20 protein-coding genes are annotated in these 20,330 nt (G+C 34.5%); 11 read left to right on the forward strand and 9 right to left on the reverse strand.

The genetic code is table 11. The features are described 5' to 3' along the window. Positions 1–39: 39 nt before the first annotated feature. A complete protein-coding gene (gene ffh / locus BUR17_RS04395) occupies positions 40–1,401 on the forward strand; it encodes a signal recognition particle protein (RefSeq protein WP_074229127.1) in 1,362 nt (453 codons plus the stop codon). A 127-nt stretch (positions 1,402–1,528) separates the two neighbouring features. Here ffh and BUR17_RS04400 read toward each other — a convergent pair whose 3' ends face one another. From BUR17_RS04400 to BUR17_RS04430, 7 genes are all read right to left on the reverse strand, one after another. Next, positions 1,529–2,164 (reverse strand): OmpW family outer membrane protein, encoded by a 636-nt coding sequence (locus BUR17_RS04400; RefSeq protein WP_074229128.1) that lies wholly within the window; start codon positions 2,162–2,164, stop codon positions 1,529–1,531. 82 nt (positions 2,165–2,246) lie between these two features. Beyond that, positions 2,247–2,909: an outer membrane beta-barrel protein gene (locus tag BUR17_RS04405; protein WP_074229129.1), complete on the reverse strand. Its 663-nt coding sequence runs from the start codon at positions 2,907–2,909 to the stop codon at positions 2,247–2,249. Between the two features lie 26 nt (positions 2,910–2,935). Next, on the reverse strand, positions 2,936–3,610 hold the full coding sequence (locus tag BUR17_RS04410; RefSeq protein ID WP_074229130.1) for a hypothetical protein: 675 nt from the start codon (positions 3,608–3,610) through the stop codon (positions 2,936–2,938). Positions 3,611–3,692: 82 nt separating this feature from the next. After that, entirely contained in the window at positions 3,693–4,349 is a 657-nt protein-coding gene (locus tag BUR17_RS04415; RefSeq protein WP_074229131.1) for an outer membrane beta-barrel protein, read from the reverse strand. A 207-nt stretch (positions 4,350–4,556) separates the two neighbouring features. Continuing rightward, entirely contained in the window at positions 4,557–5,066 is a 510-nt protein-coding gene (locus tag BUR17_RS04420; protein WP_074229132.1) for a hypothetical protein, read from the reverse strand. A 127-nt stretch (positions 5,067–5,193) separates the two neighbouring features. Further along, positions 5,194–5,859, reverse strand: coding sequence for a porin family protein (locus tag BUR17_RS04425; RefSeq protein WP_074229133.1), 666 nt, complete (start codon positions 5,857–5,859; stop codon positions 5,194–5,196). Positions 5,860–5,958: 99 nt separating this feature from the next. After that, the gene (locus BUR17_RS04430; RefSeq protein WP_074229134.1) at positions 5,959–6,915 is read right to left on the reverse strand and encodes a PhoH family protein; all 957 of its coding nucleotides are present in this window, start codon (positions 6,913–6,915) and stop codon (positions 5,959–5,961) included. Between the two features lie 126 nt (positions 6,916–7,041). Between BUR17_RS04430 and BUR17_RS04435 the strand changes: the two genes are divergently transcribed. From BUR17_RS04435 to rplI, 7 genes are all read left to right on the forward strand, one after another. Continuing rightward, a complete protein-coding gene (locus tag BUR17_RS04435; protein WP_074229135.1) occupies positions 7,042–7,869 on the forward strand; it encodes an SAM hydrolase/SAM-dependent halogenase family protein in 828 nt (275 codons plus the stop codon). Between the two features lie 63 nt (positions 7,870–7,932). Continuing rightward, positions 7,933–9,243: a dihydrolipoamide acetyltransferase family protein gene (locus BUR17_RS04440; RefSeq protein ID WP_074229136.1), complete on the forward strand. Its 1,311-nt coding sequence runs from the start codon at positions 7,933–7,935 to the stop codon at positions 9,241–9,243. Positions 9,244–9,453: 210 nt separating this feature from the next. Beyond that, complete coding sequence (locus BUR17_RS04445; protein ID WP_074229137.1) at positions 9,454–10,803, forward strand: chloride channel protein; 1,350 nt, start codon at positions 9,454–9,456, stop codon at positions 10,801–10,803. 95 nt (positions 10,804–10,898) lie between these two features. Continuing rightward, positions 10,899–12,227 carry a T9SS-dependent choice-of-anchor J family protein gene (locus tag BUR17_RS04450; RefSeq protein WP_143747519.1) on the forward strand — a complete coding sequence of 443 codons (1,329 nt, stop codon included), beginning with the start codon at positions 10,899–10,901 and terminating at the stop codon, positions 12,225–12,227. Between the two features lie 140 nt (positions 12,228–12,367). Then, on the forward strand, positions 12,368–12,709 hold the full coding sequence (gene rpsF / locus BUR17_RS04455; RefSeq protein WP_074229139.1) for a 30S ribosomal protein S6: 342 nt from the start codon (positions 12,368–12,370) through the stop codon (positions 12,707–12,709). A gap of 35 nt (positions 12,710–12,744) precedes the next feature. Beyond that, the gene (gene rpsR, locus BUR17_RS04460) at positions 12,745–13,047 is read left to right on the forward strand and encodes a 30S ribosomal protein S18 (protein ID WP_074229140.1); all 303 of its coding nucleotides are present in this window, start codon (positions 12,745–12,747) and stop codon (positions 13,045–13,047) included. A gap of 165 nt (positions 13,048–13,212) precedes the next feature. Then, entirely contained in the window at positions 13,213–13,731 is a 519-nt protein-coding gene (rplI, locus tag BUR17_RS04465) for a 50S ribosomal protein L9 (protein WP_074229141.1), read from the forward strand. Positions 13,732–14,339: 608 nt separating this feature from the next. Here the strand turns inward: rplI and BUR17_RS04475 are convergent. Beyond that, positions 14,340–15,143, reverse strand: a complete 804-nt coding sequence (locus BUR17_RS04475) for a helix-turn-helix domain-containing protein (protein WP_074229143.1) — start codon at positions 15,141–15,143, stop codon at positions 14,340–14,342. A 135-nt stretch (positions 15,144–15,278) separates the two neighbouring features. Here BUR17_RS04475 and BUR17_RS04480 point away from each other — a divergent pair, with 135 nt between their 5' ends. The 3 genes from BUR17_RS04480 to BUR17_RS04490 all read left to right on the forward strand — a co-directional run bounded on the left by BUR17_RS04480 (position 15,279) and on the right by BUR17_RS04490 (position 19,708). After that, positions 15,279–16,616: a TolC family protein gene (locus BUR17_RS04480; protein WP_228418612.1), complete on the forward strand. Its 1,338-nt coding sequence runs from the start codon at positions 15,279–15,281 to the stop codon at positions 16,614–16,616. A 5-nt stretch (positions 16,617–16,621) separates the two neighbouring features. After that, positions 16,622–17,668: an HlyD family secretion protein gene (locus BUR17_RS04485; protein ID WP_074229145.1), complete on the forward strand. Its 1,047-nt coding sequence runs from the start codon at positions 16,622–16,624 to the stop codon at positions 17,666–17,668. A gap of 477 nt (positions 17,669–18,145) precedes the next feature. After that, a complete protein-coding gene (locus BUR17_RS04490; protein ID WP_143747520.1) occupies positions 18,146–19,708 on the forward strand; it encodes an MFS transporter in 1,563 nt (520 codons plus the stop codon). Positions 19,709–19,805: 97 nt separating this feature from the next. On the opposite strand, the gene BUR17_RS04495 is transcribed toward BUR17_RS04490, so the two are convergent. Continuing rightward, positions 19,806–20,315: a hypothetical protein gene (locus tag BUR17_RS04495; protein WP_074229147.1), complete on the reverse strand. Its 510-nt coding sequence runs from the start codon at positions 20,313–20,315 to the stop codon at positions 19,806–19,808. Between the last annotated feature and the right edge of the window lie 15 nt (positions 20,316–20,330).

The following is a 20,330-nucleotide window of genomic DNA, read 5'->3' on the forward strand; positions in this document are numbered from 1 at the left end:
AAAATTGTTATTTTTGCAAACCATTTAATTAATTAAAGTATGTTTAATAGTTTACAGGATAAATTAGACAAAGCCCTTCATAATATTTCCGGACGTGGAAAAATCACCGAGATTAACGTTGCGGAGACCGTAAAAGAAATTCGTAGAGCGTTGGTAGATGCCGATGTTAACTATAAAGTTGCTAAAGATCTTACCAAAAGAGTTCAGGATAAAGCTTTAGGACAAAACGTTTTGACTTCGCTTACTCCGGGACAATTAATGACGAAAATTGTTCACGACGAGTTGGTAGACTTGATGGGAGGTTCTCAGGAAGGAATCAATCTTTCAGGGAAACCATCTGTAATTTTAATTGCAGGTCTTCAAGGTTCGGGTAAAACTACTTTTTCCGGGAAGCTTGCTAATTATTTAAAAACTAAAAGAACCAAAAAGCCTTTATTGGTTGCGTGTGACGTTTACCGTCCTGCTGCAATTGATCAGTTGAAAGTTCTTGGTGGACAGATTGGTGTTCCTGTTTTCACAGAAGAAGGTTCTGTAGATCCTGCAAGTATTGCTCAGAATGCGATTATTTTTGCTAAATCTAACGGTCATGATGTTGTAATCGTCGATACAGCAGGTCGTCTTGCAATTGATGAGCAGATGATGAAGGAAATCAAAACTGTTCATTCTACGATTCAACCCAACGAAACACTTTTCGTAGTAGATTCAATGACAGGTCAGGATGCCGTGAATACTGCAAAAGCCTTCAACGATACTTTAAATTTTGACGGAGTTGTTTTAACGAAGTTAGACGGTGATACTCGTGGTGGAGCTGCTTTAACGATTCGTTCGGTAGTTGAAAAGCCAATCAAATTTATCTCTACAGGTGAGAAAATGGAAGCTTTAGATCTTTTCTACCCAGAAAGGATGGCCGACAGAATCTTAGGAATGGGAGACGTTGTTTCCTTAGTAGAAAGAGCTCAGGAGCAATTTGATGAAGAGGAAGCAAAAAAACTTCACAAAAAAATCGCCAAAAACGAATTTGGTTTTGATGATTTCCTAAAGCAAATCAATCAGATCAAAAAAATGGGTAATATGAAAGACTTGATGGGAATGATTCCGGGAGTTGGAAAAGCCATTAAAGACGTTGAAATCAGTGATGATGCATTCAAACATATCGAAGCAATTATTCATTCTATGACTCCGGATGAAAGAAGAAGACCTTCTATTATCAATACTCAGAGAAAAAACAGAATTGCGAAAGGTGCAGGAAGAAAAATTGAAGACGTAAATGCTTTGATGAAACAGTTTGACCAAATGGGAAAAATGATGAAAATGATGCAGGGTCCACAAGGAAAACAAATGATGCAGATGATGAGCAAGATGCCAAATATGCCGGGAATGGGCGGAATGTTTGGAAAATAATCGACAGATCTTTTTAAAATATACAAACTCTCAGGATTTTTTCTGAGAGTTTTTTTGTACCTGTTTTTATAAAAAAATCCGACTCAAATTTTTGAATCGGATTATATTAAATCAAATTGATAAATGATTATTTATCAGATTTTTGAGGTTTAGATTTGATGAAATAAGAGAAACCGATGTTTGCTCCAAAAGTTTTAACATTAGTTTTAACTTCTGTACCAAAATAAGTTTCCTTGTTTGAAAACTGATCGTAAGAAACTCCTAAGTTAATACCTAAAGACTGAGTTGCCATATAAGTAATACCTCCTTTTACTTTCCATGCTAAACCATCAGTAGTCATTTCGTCTGAAGTTGTTACTCCCATAATGTCTACAGAAGCTTTGTTTTTTACTGACGCATAACCTACTCCTGCTCCCAAGAAAGGAACAAATTTAGAATCGTTTGCAAAATAATACGTTGCGGTTGGCATTACAGCAAAATTTGTAGTAGTAGACTTTTCACCGTCATATTTTGTAGTCATCGTTGTGAAACCAAGATCAATTCCTACAGCTAATTTATCGATAACAAAATAACCTACTGATGGTGTTATAGAAAACGTACTTACTTTAGGACCGTCTTCAGACTCTCCTTCAGCTTTGAAAGTAGTATTCACATTATTAAAACCCATCCCGGTATTTCCGCTGATCACCCAGTCACCTTTAGTCATTTGAGCATTAGATAACCCACAAAGTGCTATTGCACCAACTAATAATAATTTTTTCATAGTTTATTGATATTTGAATCGGCGAAAATACTAAAAAAACCTTGAGAAAACATCAGTGTTTTTACTATTTTTTTACAGATAATTACTTCGCAAAAACATACTTAATACCGATTCCTACAGAAGCCAGATTTACTCCGAAATTGTAAATATCTTTTGAATAATCTGTGTCATTTACTTTATAATTACTGTATCCAAATTCGCCTAAAGTAGCTTCAATAGACCAGTTTTTATTTAGAAAATAATCTAATCCCGGTTTTATATTAACTCCAACAGTAGTAAATTTTGTTTTACCATTGCTGTTATTAACAGAATAATCACCAAAATCACCCACGAAACTAGAATGTGCTTCATACTCTTCTCTCCCAAATTCAACAGGAATTTCAAGTTGTCCGAAGAAAAATAATTTTTCAGATAAAGTCCAGTATTTTCTTGCGAAAGGAGCAATTCTTAATGCAGACTGCTCATTGATATTGTTAAATCTAAAAACTCCAGCCATTCCATTGATGGTTTGATCTTTTGTAAACTTGGTATTTACATAGCCTATTCCGGCTCCGATTGCTAAATTGGGAGCAACAAAAAATCCTGCAGTTGGCATGATAGTAACATTGGTCTTTTTACTATTTACATTATTATCTTTTTCGTGAGCATAAGAAACCTGACCTGAAAGATAAGCTGTTCCTTTAGCTATTTGTGCATTTGAAAATCCGAAAATAGCAATTGTAACTGCAAAAAATTTTTTTTTCATTTTATTCTTTTAAATTTTATTAATAATTATTTAGCGAAAACATACTTTACTCCTAATGTTACAGAAGAAAGTTTAGCTCCTAAATCAGTTTTATTAATGTTTTGGGCACCTTCCAGATCAAGCTTATAAGAATTAAATCCAAATTCACCGATGGTAGCTTCTACTGTCCAATTTTTTGTAATAAAATAATCCAAACCAGGTTTTATGTTAACTCCTACCGAAGTATAATTGGCATTGTAAGTATTTGTATTTCCTACATAGTAATTTCCTATGATAGGATTGAAAGGTTGTGACTGATATTCGTACAATTCAGTTTTACCAAATTCTAAAGGAACTTCCAGCTGTCCAAAAAAGTAAAGCTTATCGCTTAAAGCCCAGTATTTTCTGGCAAAAGGACTAACTGCAAAAGCAGATTCTTTGGTATATTTCGAATAAATATATGAAGTACCTCCTTCAAAAAGTATATAGTTTTGAGAAGTCTTATTCTTTGTATATCCAATGCCTAATCCTACAGCAAAATTTTGAGAAACAAAAAATCCTGCGGTTGGCAATATTTTCAGGTTTTCTACATAATTGTTTGAGCTTTCTTTTCCTTCTTTATAATAGCCCGCTTGCCCGGAAAGATAAACTGTTCCTTTAGCTATTTGTGCAGAAGCTAATCCGCCTACCAATACTGCAATAGTAAGTAATATTTTATTCATTATTGTTTGATATATTTAGTTTTGAAATGTAAAAAAATCCTGAGAAAAAATCTCAGGATTTATATTAATTAATGTTTACTAATTATTTAGCAAATACATATTTAACACCGATACCTACATTAGCAAGGTTTAAACCGAAGCTGTAGTTGTTTACTGCATCACCATTTTTTGGTTTGAAGTTATTGTAACCGAATTCACCGATTGTAGCTTCAATAGTCCAGTTTTTGTTTAAGAAATAATCTAAACCTGGCTTAACTGTAACACCTACTTGAGTGTATTTAGCTTCTGTTGAAACAGATGAAGAAGATGTAGTATTTCCAACTGTAGTTACAGAAGAATCTACAGTTTCAGTTTTTCCAAACTGCATTGGCACTGCTAATTGACCGAAGAAATATAATTTGTCAGACAAAGTCCAATATTTTCTAGCGAAAGGAGCAATTACAAAAGCAGGATTCTTAACTTCTGCAGTGTTTACTGTTGTAGACACAGGTGTTGTTGTAGTAGAGATTACAGTGCTTTTTTGAGTTTGGTAACCAACTCCTACACCTACTGCAAAGTTTGGTGCAACAAAATATCCTACAGTAGGAAGAACGTTGAAGTTTTCTACTTTAGAGTTTCCGTTGTTAGATTCTTCTTGAGAATAACCAACAGATCCAGATAAATAAACAGTTCCTTTAGCAATCTGAGCGTTTGATAACCCGAAAAGTGCAACAGCACTTGCAATTAATAATTTTTTCATTTTGAATAATTTTATACTTTCTTGACTGCAAATTTATACCGACCTCAGTAAATATTAAAATTTGTTAATGTGATTAATATCACGCATAAATATTAGGTTTTATCATGTAGAAATTACATCTAAGAGATAGAAATGTTTTTATTTTCAAAAATTAACATAAAAAAACTCTGATTTTTCAATCAGAGTTCAATATCATTGCTTAAGAATTTATTTCAAAAAGAAATTAACTCCTAAATTGATTGCACCAAAATTAGAATCAATTCTTCTGTCTCTATCTCTGTCCCAATCTCCTCTTTCGCTTCCAATGTTTTGATATCCTAAATACAGTTCTGCTTTAGGTAATTGAAATCCTACTTTCGGATATACATACAAACCACTATCAATACCATCTTTAGTAGAAATTGCACCTCCTAAGTCAAGACCTACAAAAAGAGGCAGCCCATTAAATTTATATTTTCCTGAAGCTGCTAAAGGAATAAATCCGAAATCTTCCCAACGATCTTTACCAAAGAAATGTGAATATCCTGTCGCAATCCCGACATCTAAACCTTTTGTAACGTTCCACATATATGCAGCATCAACGCCTAATGTAACTGAAGCAAAATCTGCTGCATCACCAACAGGTGCACCAACATGAGCTCCCAGTTTAAAACCCTCCTGAGCTTGTAAAGCCCCTCCAAACAATGCAAATGCACCTAGTAATAGTAATTTTTTCATTTTAAAAATTTAAATGTTTATTAACTCAATGATGCTTTACAGCAAACATAATGCCGCAGGATTTTATTTAAATAAAAAAGCAAGACAAATAATTGCCTTGCTTTATAATAGATTCGTAAGTATTTTTTTAGTTTCCTCCGAATTTGAAGCCTACCCCGATTTGTGCGAAACTATTGGTAACTTTCCCTCCACTTCCGTCATTAGAAAGATTAGATACTCCTAAACTGTATCTTGCATCAAAGAAAAGTCCGTTTTCCAACATGTATTCAACACCTACAAACGGAGCAATATTGAGTGTTTTGAGGTCTTTTTTAATATCCATTTCACCTGAACCCTCTTCTTGTACGTCTATACTAATAAAATCAGAACCAATTACCGTTTTTTGCTTCGCTGTAAGGATAACTCCAAAGTTAGCGCCTGCAGCAACTGAAAAGCTTTCTGTAATAAAATATTTCGCTGAAACTGGTACCAAAAGAGTTCCCAAATTAACCTTAGTTTGTTCACCCACAAAAACAACTCCTGCATTTATTCCGTCAATTTTCTCTTTCCCTCCAAGTGGTGAGTATAAAACTTCCGCCTGGAAACCAAAATTATCATTGATTTTGTATTCTGCCATACCTCCTATATAGAAAGTATATTTAGGATCCATATTTCTTTTACCAAGATCGTCTTGTTTTTCATCAATTTTAAGCGTTGACATTGCGAAACCTGCTTTAGGCCCAAATCGAAATTCTTGTGCTTTAACAGTAATTCCCATTACAGCAACAGAAGCAATAAGTAATAATTTTTTCATAGTTTGAATTTTTTAACAAATTTTAAGATTCCAAATATATCACTTTTACTGGAATCACAAAATACTTTTAAACATTTCTGAAAAAATATAAAAACTAGGCTATTCCCGTGTTCTCTTATCTTCTTCGTTATAAGCCAATATGATTTTTTTCACCACAGGATGGCGTACTACATCTTCTTCTGTTAAATACACAAAACCAATTTCTTTCACATCTTTCAAAATTCGCATCGCTTCTTTCAAACCAGAATGCTGTTTAGGTGGTAAATCGATTTGAGTAGGATCTCCGGTAATAATAAATTTAGCATTCATCCCCATTCTCGTTAAAAACATTTTCATTTGGGCATGCGTTGTATTTTGAGCTTCATCCAAAATTACGAAAGCATCATCTAAAGTTCGTCCTCTCATAAAAGCCAAAGGTGCTACTTCTATTACTTTTTTCTCCATAAAACCTTCCAGTTTTTCATGAGGAATCATGTCGCGAAGTGCATCATACAAAGGTTGTAAGTAAGGATCAAGCTTTTCCTTCAAATCTCCTGGCAAGAAACCAAGGCTTTCTCCAGCTTCTACAGCAGGTCTTGTCAAGACAATTCTTTTAACCTCTTTATCTCTTAAAGCTCGCGCCGCCAAAGCAACGCTGGTATAAGTTTTCCCTGTTCCAGCCGGACCAATTGCAAAAACCATGTCTTTTTTCTCGGTTTCTTTTACGAGTTTTTTAAGATTGGTTGTCTTAGCTTTAATAATTTTCCCGTTGACACCTTTTACAATTATGTCCTGGTCAAAAACCAAATGTTTCTCATTCTCATCCTTAAGATTGAGGAAGTTTTCGATATCTTTTAATCCGATAGAATTATTTTTGGAAATAAACGACACAATGTCGTCGAGCTTTTGTTTAAATATATCTAAAGCTTCCTGATTTCCCATCGCAAAGATAAAATGATCACGACCCGTGATTTTAAGTGTCGGAAAGCTTGATTTTATTAAATTGAAATATTGGTTATTAACTCCATAGAAGTTTTTTGAATCAATACCTTCTAAATCATACGTTAATTCAAACATGCAAATATTTTTAGATTAGAATTTAAATTTAAATGTTTTTTTTCAATTTTAAATTAAATTCTTATCCACAATAGCCGTTTCTTTCTTTTTATTTTAGATAAATTTGCAATTCTATCCCTTTTATTCATGTCAATTATTACCCTTACATCAGATTTCGGACGTTTAGATTACAGAGTTTCGGCTATGAAAGGAAAAATTCTGTCTTTAAATCCTGAGGTAAATACTATTGATATCACCCATGATATTCAGGCATATAACTTAATTCAAACGTCTTATATTGTAAGAAACGCCTATAAATATTTTCCGAGCGGAACCATCCACATTCTTTCTGTTGATAGTTTTTTTCATAAATCAAGAAAAAATATTTTGTATAAAGCAGGAGGACACTATTTTTTAGCAGCAGATAATGGGCTCTTAAGTTTGATTTTTTTTGACATTAAACCTGAAGCTATTTACGAAATTACCCTCAATAACAGGTTTGATGATATAATTAGCTTCACTTCTACCGATGTTTTTGTACCCGTTGCGGTACATTTAGCCAATGGCGGACTGCCTGAAGTGATTGGTAGGAAGATAGAATCTGCAAAACAGCTTTTGTTCCCAAAACCGGTTTATAATGAACCTGAAAAAATGATTATTGGTGAAGTAACCTATATTGATAATTTCGGAAATATAATCTCAAATATTAATAAAGATTTTTTTGAAACTTTAGCTAAAGGTTTTGAAAGTTTCACCATCAAATTCAGGAACTTAAGTCTTTCAAAAATATATTCAAGCCATACAGAACTGGTGGTAGACTGGGAAAGAGAAACCGAGTATCACGGGCAATCTGCAGCCATCTTTAATGACAGCGATCAACTTGAATTAACCATCTATAAAGGCAGCAAAAAAAATGGTGCAAAAACACTTTTTGGACTGAATGTGGGAGAAAATATTTACATTGAATTTTTCTAAAATTATCTATTTCATAAAAAAACCGATTTTTTTTATATATTTGTCAAAATCTAAAATTTAAAAATGGCAGAATACAAATTATTGCTTCCTTCTATGGGTGAAGGCGTGATGGAAGCTACAGTTATCACTTGGTTATTCAATGAAGGCGACCAGGTAAAGGAGGATGATTCAGTAGTGGAAATTGCAACAGATAAGGTAGATTCAGACGTTCCGACACCAGTTTCGGGGAAAATTGTAAAAATCCTTAAACAGAAAGACGAAGTTGCAAAAGTAGGTGAAGCCATCGCTATTTTAGAAATCGAAGGAGAAGGCGGAAATACAGCTTCTGAAGAAGTGAAAGCTGAAGCTTCGGCTCCGGATGCAGCAACAATTCAAGCAATTGAAGAGCCTTTAAATGCGACAGCTACTTCTCATGTAGAGTTTTCGGGAGATTTATACCTTTCTCCGCTTGTAAAATCTATCGCTCAACAAGAAAATATTTCTGAATCTGAACTGAAAACTATCAAAGGAAGCGGTTTGGAAGGAAGAATTACCAAAGAAGATATTTTGGCACACGTTGCCAACAGAGGAAACCAGCCAGCTCCACAAGCTGCGGCAGTGCAGGCAACTTCTGCTCCAGCAGTAAAAGCGGCGTCAACTCCGGCAACAACTATTTCTACTTCTGCAGGTGACGAAATCATTCCGATGGATAGAATGAGAAAAATCATCGCTGAAAACATGGTGAAAGCAAAACAAATTGCTCCTCACGTAACCTCTTTCATCGAAACAGACGTAACCAACGTTGTAAAATGGAGAGCAAAAAACAAAGATATGTTCGAAAAACGTGAAGGTGAAAAGCTTACGTTCATGCCAATTTTCGTAAAAGCGATTGTAAAAGCTATTCAGGATTTCCCAATGATCAATGTTTCTATCAATGGTGACAATATCATCAAGAAGAAAAATATCAACATCGGTATGGCAACAGCTTTACCAGACGGAAACCTTATTGTTCCTGTAATTAAAAATGCTGATCAGTTATCACTTTCAGGTTTAGCAAAAGCAATTAACGACTTAGCTTACAGAGCAAGAAACAAAAAATTAAGACCAGAAGATACTCAAGGTGCTACTTACACGATTTCTAACGTAGGAAGCTTTGGAAACCTAATGGGAACACCTATTATTCCTCAACCTCAAGTTGCTATTATGGCAATCGGAGCTATCGTTAAAAAACCTGCTGTTCTTGAAACTAAAGATGGTGATGTAATCGCAATCCGTCAGTTAATGTTCATGTCTCACTCTTACGATCACAGAGTAGTAGATGGTTCTTTAGGTGGAATGATGTTGAAACATGTTCACGATTATCTTGAAAACTGGGATCTTAACACAGAAATATAAGTAATGAGTAATTGGCAATGAGCGATTTGTTTACTGTCGATTTTAAATATAAACCTTCGAATTTTTTTCGGAGGTTTTTTTGTTTGTTTAATACTCAAATTAAATTCAAAAGTTTGCTTAAAATCAAAACTATTATGAATTTCAGAATTTAGTTATCAAAATTAGACTTAAAATTTTCATATCCTTAAAAATTAGTTTAGATTTGAGGTTATGCGTAGAATATTGGTCTACATCCGAAAAGGGTTAAAAAAATCTTTTGACAACATCCGAAACGAACAACTGAAACATAATTTGCTTCAGGCAATTCCTTTTTGGATAGGTTCGGTGATTACGGGTTTTTTCGCCGTCATGTATGCTAAGATATTTGCCTGGGGCGAAAATCTGCTTCACTTCATTTTAGACTGGCACGACTGGATGATTTTTATTATAGCACCAATAGGATTTGTATTATCATGGTGGTTGGTAAAAGAATTTGCCCCAAACGCAAAAGGAAGTGGGATTCCGCAGGTTATGGCGGCTGTAGAATTGGCAAATCCTAAAGAACACAGAAAAATAAGAAGTCTTTTAAGTATCAAAATTATTGTATTTAAAATTATTTCATCCGTAGTTTTAGTTATCGGGGGTGGTGCAGTTGGACGAGAAGGTCCTACCATTCAGATCGCAGGTTCAATTTTTCGAAAAGTTAACGAATATCTTCCTGAATGGTGGCCAAAAATATCCAAGAAAAACATGATTATGACCGGAGCTGCTGCCGGACTTGCAGCCGCTTTTAACACTCCTCTTGGCGGAATTGTATTTGCCGTTGAAGAACTTTCAAAAACACATATTAATTACTTTAAAACAGCACTTTTTACCGCTGTTATTATTGCCGGTTTAACGGCTCAAACTTTGGCTGGTTCTTATTTATATTTAGGCTATCCCAAAACGAATGATGTTTCATTAATGGTGATGTTCCCCATAATTTTAGTTGGAGGAATTGCAGGAATTTTAGCTAGTCAACTTTCAGTAACTATGCTTAAGATAAGTGATTGGAAAAAAAGAAAATTAAAAACCGATAGATCCAATGTATTATTTCTTGTAGTATGCGCCTTAGTGATTGCTTTCATTTCATTTTTTATAAGCCGCGAAGTTTTAGGTTCTGGAAAAGAAATTATGGAACGGGTTCTTTTCACTCCAGATAAACATGAAGATTGGTATGTTCCGATATTAAGAATGCTTGGTCCTGCCCTATCTTTTACTTCCGGTGGCGCAGGTGGAATTTTTGCCCCGGCTTTAACAGCGGGCGCAAGTATTGGTTCTGTAATCTCAGGTATTATTCATTTAACTCCAAACGAAACCAACGTTGTCATTCTCGCAGGAATGGTCGCTTTTCTTACGGGAATAACGAGAGCTCCATTTACATCAGCAATTATTGTTTTAGAAATGACAGACCGACATTCTTTGATTTTTCATTTGATGTTGGCAGGAATGGTTTCTTCATTATTTTCAATTTTAGTAAGCAGACATTCTTTGTATGATGTACTGAAAATGAATTTCTTAACAGAAATTAGGAAAGATTAAAATTTAATTAAAAACACATCTTAAATATCACTTACATTTGAAATGTAATTATTTTTTTGTTTAACTTGGGAAAGAATACAAAAAAACTAAATACTATGAAAAGACATTTACTCAGTGTACTACTTTTAGGACTTCCTGTATTTGGTTTCAGCCAGATATTTCAGGAGAATTTCGATGGAAACGGTCAGGGAATCACAGCTTGGACTATAATAGATGTTGACGGATTAACACCCGCTTCGGCTGTAAATTTCATAACCAATGGCTGGAATCGTATCGACAGACAAGGAGCTAACGGAAGTTTTGGAGGACCGGCTGGAAACTATGCAGCAATGAGTACATCTTGGTATACTCCCGCAGGAACATCAAATGATTGGCTAATTTCCCCCACAATTCCTGTTTCTGGAGCTTCACCCACTTTATATTGGGACGCCAAAGCACAAGACGGAGATTATCCTGATGGCTACAAAGTAATGCTTGCTCCAAACGGAGGAAATACAGTTAATGATTTTACTGTAGAGCTTTACAATACCTCAGGCGAAAACAAATACTGGACGAGCAGAGCTGTAAGTCTAACTCCATACATTGGTCAAAATGTAAGATTTGCCTTCGTTAATAACAGTAATGACAAATTTATGTTGATGGTAGATAACATTAAAGTAGATTTTACTTATGTTGCACCACCACCTTCTTATTGTGGACCACTTGTATTTTCAGATTTTTTCGGGGACGATGCTGACGAACCAATTACTTTAGTAAATTTTGCAGGAATCAATAATACAAGTAGTGCAACTGCATACGTTGGAAACAGTCATGAATATTTCCTTACACAAACAGCCAACGTAGCCAGAGGACAGTCTTATGATATTACTTTAAAAGGTAATACTGGTGGAAATTACACAAACAATTTTGCAGTATTCATTGACTGGAATCAAAACGGAAGCCTAAGTGATGCCGGGGAAGTATATACTGTAACACAAACGATTACAAATTCTACAGGAACTGATGCTGCTCAGGCGGTACATTCTATCGCCGTTCCCGCAACTGCTCTTCTTGGAAATACCAGAATGAGAATTAAAAAGCTAGACGGAACAACGGACCTTACCCTCCCTTGTGAAGATGGTAGTTATGGACAAGCGGAAGACTACACCGTAAATGTGGCTACTTCTTTATCTGTAAATGACTTGACTAAAAAAGATTCAAACCTAAAAATATACCCTAATCCTGTTTCTGATATTTTAAATATTGATTCAGTATCAAAAATAAAATCAGTAAAAATATATGACTTAAGTGGTAAGAATGTACTAACTGAAATGATTGATTCAAACAAACCTGCAATTAATGTTTCAAGTCTAAGTTCTGGAACTTATGTAATAACTGCAGAAACAGAAACCGGTTTACAGTCTGCGAAAATAATCAAGAAATAATCAATTTATTCTAAAATGAATTAAAGACCCGTTTTTGCGGGTCTTTTTTTATTCCAATAAAAAACCTGCTTCATATTGTATATTACAAATAGATTTCATAATTTTGCACCTCGAAATAATTAACAAATTCATTTAACATTATGAACAATTACGAAACTGTTTTCATTTTAACTCCCGTTCTATCTGAAGCTCAGGTGGAGGAAGCAGTGAACAAGTATGTAGATCTTTTGAAAGAAAAGAACTGTGAGATTGTCACTAGAGAAAATTGGGGATTAAAAAAATTAGCTTATCCAATTCAATTAAAAAAGAATGGATTCTACACTTTAATCGAGTTTAAAGGTGAAGGTAATGTAGTTGCTGATTTAGAATTAGCATTCAAACGTGACGAAAGAGTAATTCGTTACCTTACTACAAAACTAGACAAGCACGCTGTAGAGTACGCTGTAACTAGAAGAACTAAACTTAAAGCTTCAAGAGCTTAATTATTTATTAACCCAAAATTTAAAAAAGACAAGACATGGCAATAGATGATATGGCTAAACAAGCCTCAGCTGGAGGAGAATCTGAAGTAAAATTCCTTACACCACTTGATATCAACACTAAAACTGATAAAAAGTACTGTAGATTCAAAAAATTCGGAATTAAGCACGTTGATTACAAAGATGCTGATTTCTTATTACAATTCGTAAACGAGCAAGGTAAAATTTTACCTAGAAGATACACTGGAACTTCTTTGAAATACCAAAGAAAAGTTTCTTCTGCTATCAAAAGAGCTAGACACTTAGCTTTGATGCCTTACGTAGCTGACTTATTGAAATAAGCTAAAAAAATAAATAAAAGAAGAGAGCAATCTCTTCTTTTGTTGCTGAATAAATATTAATTCTAACGATTTAGATAAGAGATAAAAGATAAGAGATAAAAGATTTTTAAAGTCTTGATTCTTGATTCTTGGTTCTTGGCTCTAAAACTAAAACGGACAACAACAATGAACATTATTCTAAAAAAAGACGTAGAAAACTTAGGTCTTGAATTCGACACAGTAAGCGTAAAACCAGGTTATGCAAGAAACTTCTTGTTACCTCAAGGTTATGCACTTTTAGCTACTCCTAAAAACATTGCAGCTCTTGAAGCTACTTTGGAAGCTAGAAAAGAAGAAGAAGCTAAATTAATTGCTGCTGCAACTGCTGTAGTAGATCAATTAAAGAAAACTTCTATTACTATCCCTGCAAAAGTAGGTTCTGGTGATAAATTATTCGGATCTATCAACAATGCAGATCTTTCTGCTGCTCTTGCTAAAGCTGGAGTTTCTGTTGATAAGAAGTATATCAAAATCCCAGGAAACACTATTAAGAGAACTGGTAAAGTAACTGCAAACGTAAGATTACACAGAAATGTAGAATACAACTTCGAATTCGACATCGTATCTGACGCACCGGTAGAAGCTCCAAAACCAGCTGCTCCTAAAGTTAAAGTTGAAGAAACTCCTTCTACTGAAGAAGCATAAGATTTAAAGAGATTTTCTCAAAAATATGAACCACTTCATTTGAAGTGGTTTTTTGTTTTTAGTATGTTTTTTAGAAGCTATTTCCCGCTAACCACTCATACTCCTCACTCTAAACCCATTCCCACACCAAAACCCTCAAACTTTCCCACTCCTTGTTGCGGGGTAACCGTTTTTATCGGGGCTAGGAAATCTGTCTTTCATTCCATTTCTGTCATTGCGAGAAGTTTAGTGAAGAAGCAATTTTTAGCCTCATAAACCACCCCGTCAAAAATTCTTTCGAATTTTCGCCACCCCTCCAAAGGAAGGGAATTCGTGCGTTAGAAGTTTTTTCATTGCGAGAAGCGTAGCGACAAAGTAATCTCGATATAAAATTAAAATCTACGTCCACTTTGTCATTCCTTAGGAATCTAAACTCTTTTTGTAGAGACTGATTTGTAAAAACCATTGCCTAGATCCTGTCAGGATGACAAACTTTATGAAGATCTTTATTAATGATTCTTTTAAAGAGATTGCTTCATCACATCATTTCTCGCAACGACACAAAAAACTTCGCAGTAAAAACTCACTAGCTCTAAAACCATCCAACTCTCAAACACATCACTCTCCACCTAATCATTCCCTCTCAGCTTTTGCTGATACTCCGTCGGAGGAATTCCGATTACTTTTTTAAAAATATTACTGAAAGACGAAAGACTGTTGTACCCCACCATCATAGCAATTTCATACATATTGTATTTTTCTTCGATCATTAATTCCAGAGAACGGGTAATTCGCAAAGCACGTAGAAAACGAACGTAATTCATCCCCAAAATTTCTTTAAACTTTCTCGAAAGCGTTCTTGTGCTCATTCCAAATTCTTTTGCGGTAGATTCGATGGTTAAGGGCTTTTCAAGATTGGCGTGAATGTATTGCGCAACCTTCAATAATGTTTCATCATTGGGAAAAGGATGCTGGATCGGAAATGCCAGTTTTTTATCTCGTTTTTCAGGTAAAATACCTTTTAAAGCTTTAAGGAAATAATAATTAGCACCATCATTTTTTGTGATTTTCCCATCCCAGTCTTTTGTATATAAAATCATCTCTCTAAGCAAATGACTGACTGAATAGATATTAATTTCATCAAAAAAGCCATTTTCATTTTCTTCTTTTTTAAAATAAAAGTTATAAAGGTCAACTTTCGGGCTTGTAGAAAAAATATAATGCGGAGTTCCAGCAGGAATCCACATAAAACATCTTGCTGGTAAATACCAATGTTTCAAATCGGTAAAAATATGTACAATACCGCCTTCTGCATACACTAACTGAGCAGAACTGTGATGATGTATTTCTGTTTTTACATTATCTGCAAGAACATGATAGATATAAAATTCGGCATCCAATTCTTCAACGGCTCCAAAATGACTGTCGTTCATCGAATAAAGGTAATAAAAAAATCAATTTGGCGCAAATGGACAAATATTTTTCTGTTTTCACAAATCATGTCTCAAGCTTCACCCCGTAAATTTGCAGAATCAAAATCAATTTAGCAAAAAACTTTTATTTAAATTATGAAAATGATATTTGGCGCACACAGATATCACTGTATGGCGTTGTGCTTATTATTGATAAGCAGTTTTCTACATTCACAGATGATCGATTATCAACATCTCAGTTTGCAACAAGCTGTTGAGATTGGATTAAAAAACAATAAAAAAATTCAGATCAGTCATTTAAAAAATGAAATGTCCGAGACCAAAGAGAAAGATCTCAAAATGGAAAAGCTTCCGGATATTGAATTTCACACAAGTTATAATCAGGTTTCAAATCTTTTTCAACATGAAAATGGCGTATTTGGAAAAGCAACAAAGTATGATATCATCAATGGAATGTATGATTTTACGCTTTCGGCTTCAATCCCAGTTTACATAGGTGGAAAAATTAAAAATATTGAAAAAAAAGCAGCAATTGACACTGAAATTTCTTCACTAAAAACACATTTAGATAAAAGACAATTAACGATGGAGATCATCACTGCTTTTCTTCAGATCCATCATTTAAAAGAACAGCAAGGTTTAATCAATGATAAAATGCATGAAGATTCTGTCAATATTAAACAGGTAAAAGCTTTAAAAGCAAACGGTGTTGTAACGGTAAATGAAGTCTTGAGAACTTCCTTACAGCTTTCCAATCACAAAATGAGCTGGACAGAACTGGATAATGATGTACAAATTGCAGAACATAAATTAAAAACCATTCTGTCACTTCCCGAAAATCAAGAAATGCATGTTGATACGGAAGATCTGATCTCAGAAAATGCAAAAATTCCTTACGTGGATGAATTAACGGAAACTGCTTTGCATAAAAACGAAACTGTTGAAATGGCAACCAAAAATCTTTCGTTGAAGGAATTAGATAAAAAAATTACAAAAGCTAATTATTTACCCAAAATTACAGCAGGTGGAGAATATTTTATGAAATATCCGAATATGATGTTTTTTCCGCCCGAACCTTATGCCTATCGTTTAGGAATGATTGGTGTCAATCTTACTTATCCTATCGAAAGTCTGTATAAAAATAAATACAAAATGCAGGAAGCAAAGGAAAATATTAGCCTTGCCAAATTGCAGATCGAAGAAAATGAAGAAAATATCAGACATAATGTTTATGAAGCTTACAAAAAGTTTGAAGAAACCGATCAGAAAGTGAGCATCGCACAAGAAGCAATTGATCAGGCTAAGGAAAACTACAGAATTGTAAGAAAGAAATACACCAACAAATTAAGCCTTATCACCGAATTAATCGATGCAGACAACGCTTATTTGGAAGCTCAATCTAATTTAATTTCAGTAAAAATAAATCGTCAACTAAAATATTACCAACTCCAATACACTATTGGAAACCTATAAAAACTATGGCACAAAAGCAATTAACACGAAAGGAAAAAAGAATCAACAAAACGATTACTTTATTAGCCTGGATCCTCATCATCACCGGAATTACCGGAATGCTAAGCTTTTATCTTTTTTCAAGAAAAAACGTGACGACCAACGATGCGCAAATCGAACAATATATTACGCCAGTTTCAAGCAAAGTTTCGGGGTTTATTCAAACTATTAAGTTTAACGAAAATCAATTCGTTCACAAAGGAGATACTTTAATTATTATCGACAATCGCGAATTTGTCAATCAGGTAAAAATGGCTGAAGCCAGCCTTAATGCAAACTCTGAGAACATTAACACCATCGAAAGCGGAGTAAATACAAAAGCCAGCGACACTAAAATTATTGATGCAAAAATAGCTTCCGCTAAAATAGACATCTGGAGAACCGAACAGGATTTTAAAAGATATAAAAACTTGGTTTCTGAAGATGCCGCCACTGAACAGCAATTTGAAAATGCAAAAGCTTCTTATGAACAGGCAAAAGCAAACCTTTTAGCTTTAGAGCAACAGAAAAATGCAGTGAGAGCCAGTGTAAATGAACAGGAAACAAAAGTTGCTCCGGTAAAAAGCCAGATTCAGCAAAGCTCTGCAAATCTTAATAATGCCAAACTTTTCCTTTCTTACACGGTGGTTACAGCACCTTACGACGGTTGGGTCGGTAAGAAAACCATTCAGGAAGGTCAGTTGATTAAAGAAGGTCAGGCTTTGGTACAAATTGTAAGCAAAGAAAAATGGATCATTGCCAATTATAAAGAAACACAGTTAGGAGAAATTGATCAGAATAAAGAAGTTATCATCACTGCAGATGCTTATCCAAATGCTGAATTCAAAGGAAAAATAGTTTCTGTTTCCCCAGCTTCAGGTTCACAGTTTTCTTTGGTAAAACCGGATAATGCAACAGGAAATTTCGTAAAAATAGAACAAAGATTTCCGGTGAAAATCATTCTTGAGAACAATCAGAATAACGAAAAGCTACTTTCCGGAATGAATGTTCTGGTGAGCGCGAAAAAGATATAGAGTTTGAGTGTCGGAGTGTTTTAGAGTTTTAGAGTAAAAACATTCTGCTCGAAATTTTCAAATTATCTCATTGTCAAATTTTCAAATTAAAATATTTTAGCGGAAAGACAGAATCGCAATTTTGCCATCTTACCTTTACTTTTATCCCTTGCTTTTTTGTCTTTTCGCATTTTTTCACTAATAATAATTTTATTTAAACTCTTTAAGCAAGTTTGTCATTCCGTAGCGATCTAAACATAGTATTCTATAGGAAAGATTGGAGCCTAGATCCCTGCGGAATTACAAGCTCTGTATAATGATAAACGTTGAAGGAATGACTCAACTCTAGCCCCGATCGCAACGGCATCCTTTTGTGTAGCGAAGCGAAACAAAAGATATAGTGAAAAGCGGGATCAAGCTCCTAAAAAATTAAACAAAATAATATAAAACACAATCGGTAATTGGCTAATAAGCTGATTCGCTTTTTAAAGAAAAATCATGCATCACAATACAGTTTATCATAAATGGGTGCCTCAATGGCTGAAATTACCCCTTTTGATCTTAGCTCTTTTTCCTCACCTGATGTTGTTGTCGCTTTTGCATTCCAACAGTGCTTTTACCTCTTCATTTATGGATGCGGATTCGGATGACATTCAATATTTGATGATCTTAATGTACGGAACATTTGTGGTTACTCTTTTAGTGATACAGCGGTTTATGGCGTATTTCAGCGTGAAATACTACACGTTGCTGATGTCTTCCGTTTCCATTCTTATTCTTTATGCTCTTTCCATTACCAATGACTATCATATTATTCTGGTCATTCGTGTCTTGGAAGGAATTTTTGGAGTTTTGGAAGGCGCTATATTCTTACCGTTAATCATTGCGGAACTGAAAACAAAACACGCCAAAGAGATTGCCTATCTTTTCATGTATACCATAATTCTCACCGGCGGAACGATTACCACTTCCCTTTTGAAGTCGAGTATTGAAGATTACGATTTTCAGCACATGATTTTAATGATGGTTTATTTTCATGTTTTTGTTTTAATTATTGCGGTGGCTATTTTCAATAAAAACAGGTTTTTTGCGAAGAAACCATTGTACCAATTGGATATTGCGAGCTGGTTTTTGCTTTGGTTATGTTTGCAATCTGGAGCATATGCAATTATTTATGGAAAGAGATTAATGTGGTTTGAATCAAATATTATCGTCATCTGTCTTTTTATCTGCATGATTTCCGGAGGTTTATTTATGCTAAAACAAAGAAATTCGGCAAGACCTTTTTTTCATTTTGAAGTATTCAGTTCTAAAAATGTGATCGTTGGTGTCATACTTTTCTTCATCTTTTATATTTTAAGAGCAAGCATCAATAACGTTTACAATATTATGGCAACCGTTTGGAAATGGCCGTGGGATTATATTGTAGAAATTCAGTACTGGAATGTTGCAGGAACACTCTTAGGCGTTTTTCTGTCTGCACTTTGTATTACAAAAGGAGCTTCATCAAGATTGGTTTTCTTCACTGGTTTTCTCATTTTAGCAATAGATTGTGCCTGGTTTACTTATACTTTTTATCCAGATACAACGCTTCAAACGATTTGTCCCCCATTATTTCTTCAGGGAGTCGGGCAAGGATTGCTTTTCACGCCTTTGGTATTTTTTCTCATTGCAGGAATGCCCGAACAATATGTTTCTAATGCAACGGCAGTCGGAACTTCCACAAGATTCTGGACAACCGCAATAGGATATGCATTAATGCAAAATTTGATATTATTTTTAACTTTAAAACATTCAGACACTTTGAGTTCCGAATTTACCGATACCAATCCTGTTTTCTACTCACAATGGAGTCAGATCTTTGGAGCAAACATATCAAAACTTCCGGTAAACGAGTCGATATCTATGACAGCAGGAGCTTTTAAAACTAAAATTAATGCACAAGCCATTCTTCTTTCCAATATGGAAATTTTCACAGGATTGTTTTGGTTAGCATTAATTACAGCATTTGTCGTTTTACTGTATCATCCGGTAAAAATTGCAGTAAGAAATATTCTGTAAGCTTTTGTTAAGGTTGGAAGCTTGATGATGGAAGTCGGAAGTAAGTATAGTGCTTATTAAACTTCCAGCTTCCCTCTTCAGACTTCCAGCCTAAATTTCATTCGCCCCAAAATGTCCATACCGAACCATTGAAAACTGCGAGTTGCTTTTTGACGGTATCATAAACCATCATTCCTGCGTCCGGAGAGATAATATTGAGATGCGGACTTGCCACTTTAGGTAAAATCATGGCTTTGTTATTATCTTCCAAAACTAAAATTCCTGCAGTTGTTGTGGGTGTTCCTATAGAAGTTTTTGCTGAAGAATTATCATTAAGATTATCCTGTAAGCTTGAGTCGGCAATTCCTGATGTGTTGATAGAAAGATCTACCCAGGTATTATTCTGAAAAGATTTCACTTTTTTATCAGAAAGATCAAAAACCAGCGTTCCGTTGACAGTGTTTTGTAAATCTGAAGCATTCGTCACCCAAGGAAGCATCATTCCTCGGTTTTCATTTCCAAATTCCAATGATGATGACGCAGATTCCAAAATAGTTTTCCCAATTGCAACTTGTGAATACGCTGTAACAGAAGCTATTAAACCTATCAGTATAATTGTTTTTTTCATTTTGATTTAATTTTA

Origin of the sequence: Chryseobacterium scophthalmum (genome assembly GCF_900143185.1) — a bacterium.
Taxonomy (GTDB): domain Bacteria; phylum Bacteroidota; class Bacteroidia; order Flavobacteriales; family Weeksellaceae; genus Chryseobacterium; species Chryseobacterium scophthalmum.